The sequence below is a fragment of the Candidatus Sordicultor fermentans genome, assembly GCF_012728195.1.
Lineage (GTDB): Bacteria > Atribacterota > Atribacteria > Atribacterales > Caldatribacteriaceae > Sordicultor > Sordicultor fermentans.
In genome coordinates this window covers 1-4,100 of the sequence record NZ_JAAYFP010000106.1, presented here as the reverse complement: position 1 = coordinate 4,100, position 4,100 = coordinate 1, and the positions used below count along the sequence as shown (strand labels likewise).

Genomic DNA, 4,100 nt, shown 5'->3' with positions numbered 1-4,100 from the left:
TGAGCCACAGCTCTTTTTACCGATCGTAAATACCTATCTACTCTTTCTCTGGAATGACGCAGTACATACCATCTTTCTAGAAAAATAGCCAGAGAAATTATAGAACAGAGAATAATGGGATACATAACGTATCCGCCTTTAATTATCAAAGAAAAAATTTGCATAGTTAGAAAACCTCTATCCTCCTTTTCATCTGGTCAGCACATCCCATCTTTCCTGAGCCCTGGACACCCACTGGTCTTCTTGCCCGGTCTCAATAACAGCCCGGTAAACTTCTTTTGCTTCCTCCAACCTATCCAGATATTCTAAACAAACTCCCCACCAGTAACCAGCTGCAGTTTGATACTCACTCTGTCCTGCTTGAAACAAACGCTCGAAATAAGGAAAGGCCCGGGCAAAATCCTCCTTCCCTAAATATGCATTACCTAATCTATACCAGGTATAAAGTTTCCGCTGAGGGTCACTGCTCCACTCCATTTCTTTTAAAATTGTTATCGCTTCATCTAACTCTCCTTGAAACAAATAAAGGTCGGCTAAAAGAGAGGAAAGCTCCTCTCTGTATTTTCCCCCTGGAAATTCCGTCTGGTAAGATTTTATGGATTCTTCAGCTTTCTCCAGGTCGTCAGAATAATAAAAAGCCCAGGAAGCAAGATAAAGAACTCTCTCCCTTTGGGGATCCTGAGGGAAAGTAATCAAAAATTTCTCTGCTTCTTTCCCGCACTCATTATAATCCTTTAGAAGAAACAGCTCTTCCACCAAAAGCGAAATTACAGAAGAAGAAAGGTCAGGGTCGTCCTGCAAACTTCTCAAAATAGGTATGCTTTCTTCATAGTTACCCGAGTAATAATAAGCTAAAGCCGCTCGAAAACGTACTGATGAGTCATCTTTATTTTTCATCTGAGAATAGGCTTCTACTACTTTATCCCATCTCTCCAGCTTATAAGCAGAATTAAAGAGGTAAAAGAGAGCCTCTTCCTTAAAGCTTTCCTCAGGGGATGCGAGAGCCCGAGAAAGGAGGTTAAAAGCCTGAGAGAAATCTCCCAGCTGATAACAACACTTTCCCTCCAGAAAGTCGATCATTGATTTGCTAATTAAAGGACTTTCCTCTTCCCTGAGAACTTTGAGGCGAGAAAGAGCCGAATGGTAATCTCCTCTCTCCATCAGGTCCAATATTTCCTGTGCTTCCTCTTTCTCAGGGCTCGCTAATATCTCTTCTGGATCTTTACCCGCCCGAGCGAGGACGTTTTTGGCTTCTTCTTCTTCTCCTAAGTTAGTGTAAGCCAGGGCTAAAAGTAAATAATATTCTTCCTCCAACTTGCCGCTTTCTTTTTCCAAACGTAGAATTTCCTCTTTAACCTCTCTCCATTCTTCTTTTTGAGCGTGTAACTTAATGCTAAAAGGCAAGAAATCTTTCTTGAACTTATTTTGTAGTTCTCCTTCCCATCCTCTTATGAGCTCCTGAGCCTTATCAGGATTACCAGTTTCCAGGTAAGAAGAAGCTAACTTAAACCGAGCCTCTAAAGAAAACTTACCTTGAGGATAACGGGAAAGGTAGTCCTCAAAAGAAGAAATGGCTTTCTTCCAATCTTTTTCTCGATAATAAGCATCAGCAGTTAGAAAATCTCCTTCTTCTCCCTCCAGTTGAGAAAAGTATTTTTGAGCTTCCCCTTCTTTCCCCAGATTTCGATAAGTATAGCCCAGCATCTCTATGGTAGAAGAGCGAAAGGAACTCTGGGGATAAAGGCGGAGGAATTCTTCCAGGAATTTTTGAGCATTTCCCCAGTCTTTAGCCTGATAAAAACTGGAAGCATACCAAAACTGAGCTCGCTCCAGGAAAGGACTCTGGGGAAAACGAACCAGAAATTGCTGGAAGCTACGTTGAGCCTCCTCATATTTTCCTTCTCTCACCAGAGCTTCCATCCTCATTACTTCTGCCTCTTCTATGAACTCACCATAAGGATAATTAACTACCAGCTCGTTCAAGAGGGAAAGAGACTCTTCCCAATTTTCTAAGTGAAAACTGGCTACCGCAGCTCCCCATAGAGCTAAACCCCGGGTTTCTCCTTCTAATCCTTCGAGAGCCTGAACATAATGTTCTCCAGATTTAGCCCAATTTCCTTTCTCTCCATAGAGCTCTCCCAATAAAAGATGAGCATCAGCTAAAAAAGGATCTTCTTTTATCGCTTTTTCCAGTGTTTGAAGAGCTTTTTCTTTTTCTCCCCAGGAGAACAGCTCATAACCCACTTGATAATATTGCCAAGCCTTCTCCTCTGCGTCTTCTAAAAGCTTAGCGCTTTCTTCTCTTTCTCTTACATATTCTTCGGTTTTTCCCAGGCGATAATAACAGCGGGCCAAATAATCATGAGCATCAGGAAACACAGGATTAACTTTTAGTGCCTGACGAAATAGTCCTGCTGCTTCCTCATATAGACCCTTCTCGTAAAGCTCATAACCCTGGCGAAAATAATTTAGCGCTTCTCTACCATATTTTACTTCCTGCTGTGTTTTATCTAAGAACCGGCGAGCCTGGCTATGGAAGGGGTCAATTTCTAAAACCTTTTCCCAGGCTTTTTCTGCCTCTTTTGACTTTCCGGCGTCATAGAGAGTTCTTCCCAGCCAGTAGTAAGCTTCTTTCATTTCCGGGTTTAGATGAATAGCTTCTCGTAGATACTGTTCTGCTTTTTCCAGGTTTCCAGCAGCAAAAGATTGGTAACCAGCTACATAGGCTTCATAAGCTGACTTACCGTAGACTTTAGCTTTCCCTGCCAATTGGGCAAAATATTCAGCCTCTTTAAGGGAGGGATCCAACTCAAAAGCTTGAGAATAAAGTCTTTCTGCCTCCTCTATATTGCCATCTTCATATTCAATTCTCGCCCACAACAGATAAGGTTCAGCCCATTGAGGGCTGATTGCTACTGCTTTTTGTAAACTTTCTCGAGCTAAATTTAAATTCTTCTGATAGAAATAGGAATAAGCTAAGCGAAGATAAGTTTGGGAAATTTGTCGGTTGTCAACCTCCTCTCCTCTCTCCTCGAGCTTTTGCAAATATAGATCCCAGGTTTCCACCTCCTTAGCCCACCAGCTCGTTTTTCTATACATATAGGCAAGATAACTATAAGCATCTAAATACTCAGGCTCTTTTTCTATGGTTTCTTCTGCTAAAGAAAAAGCTTCTTTCCATAGAGGCTTATCCGGATACTGTGCCTCTCCATAAGTAGCAAGGGCCTCATCCATCTTTTGCACTCCCCGGTAGAGAGGTAAAAGGTTATCTATCGCGAAAGGGGGAAGATAAATCGGTGCTCTGTAATCCAAACCCATAAAGTATAAAGACTCTCCCACTATATATTCAACGAGGTCTGGTAATCTATCGATATCAAATATTTCACTGGGTATATCCAGATAATCACCACTTTCTATCTCGAAAATACGAGCGCTTACCAAAATTCTCTCTCTACCTGCCATCAGACGATAACGAAAAGAACCGGTCAAAAGATAAGAACACCCAATCCTTTCCCCTATAATTTTAGCAGTAGAAGGCATCAAAACATCAGACCAGGAAATCCGTGCTTCTCTCACTATCTCATCAGCAAGCAGCGAGTCGCATATTTCTACCCCACCTTCACCTTCCAAACCCATTTTTATGATATCTCGCAAAAAATAGCCCCAATAAGCATCTTCTCTATCTTTTCCCACCAAAGGTAAGACAGCTACTTTTACTCTCTCTTGCGCTTCAACTATCCCAGAAAAGAAAGAAACAAACAGCAAAAGGAAAAGAAGAAATATTTTTATTCTATCAATGCTAGGAATAGCTTTCTTCTTCTGAGACCGAAATCGGAACATTCTCCTCTTCTCCTTCCCGCAGATTTTCACTTCCACTTCCTAAAGGTAAAGTATTATGAGAGTTGGCGCTTTCTTCCAGCGCTTCTACCACTTCAGTACAGGCTCTATCGATATCACTTATGATTTTATCAGCTAAATTAGAGAGATAATGATGAGCAAGAACAGTAGGAATAGCCACAATCAATCCTGCAGCGGTGGTAATCAAAGCCTCCGATATTCCCCCGGCCATCTCCGCTGGTTTACCAACTCCCACTACTGAT

Annotated in this window: 2 protein-coding genes; both read right to left on the bottom strand. The window is 41.8% G+C overall.

The genetic code is table 11. The features are described from left to right. Window positions 1–189 precede the first annotated feature (189 nt). Window positions 190–3,840 carry a tetratricopeptide repeat protein gene (locus GXZ17_RS04980; protein ID WP_409376185.1) on the bottom strand — a complete coding sequence of 1,217 codons (3,651 nt, stop codon included), beginning with the start codon at window positions 3,838–3,840 and terminating at the stop codon, window positions 190–192. Further along, the coding region (locus tag GXZ17_RS04975; protein ID WP_409376184.1) for a MotA/TolQ/ExbB proton channel family protein at window positions 3,800–4,100 on the bottom strand (301 nt) is incomplete at its 5' end. The genes GXZ17_RS04975 and GXZ17_RS04980, both read right to left, overlap by 41 nt.

Coding starts and splice junctions, on each gene's coding strand:
- GXZ17_RS04980 (WP_409376185.1), bottom strand. CDS start 3,840: ATGTTCCGATTTCGGTCTCAGAAGAAGAAAGCTATTCCTAGCATTGAT.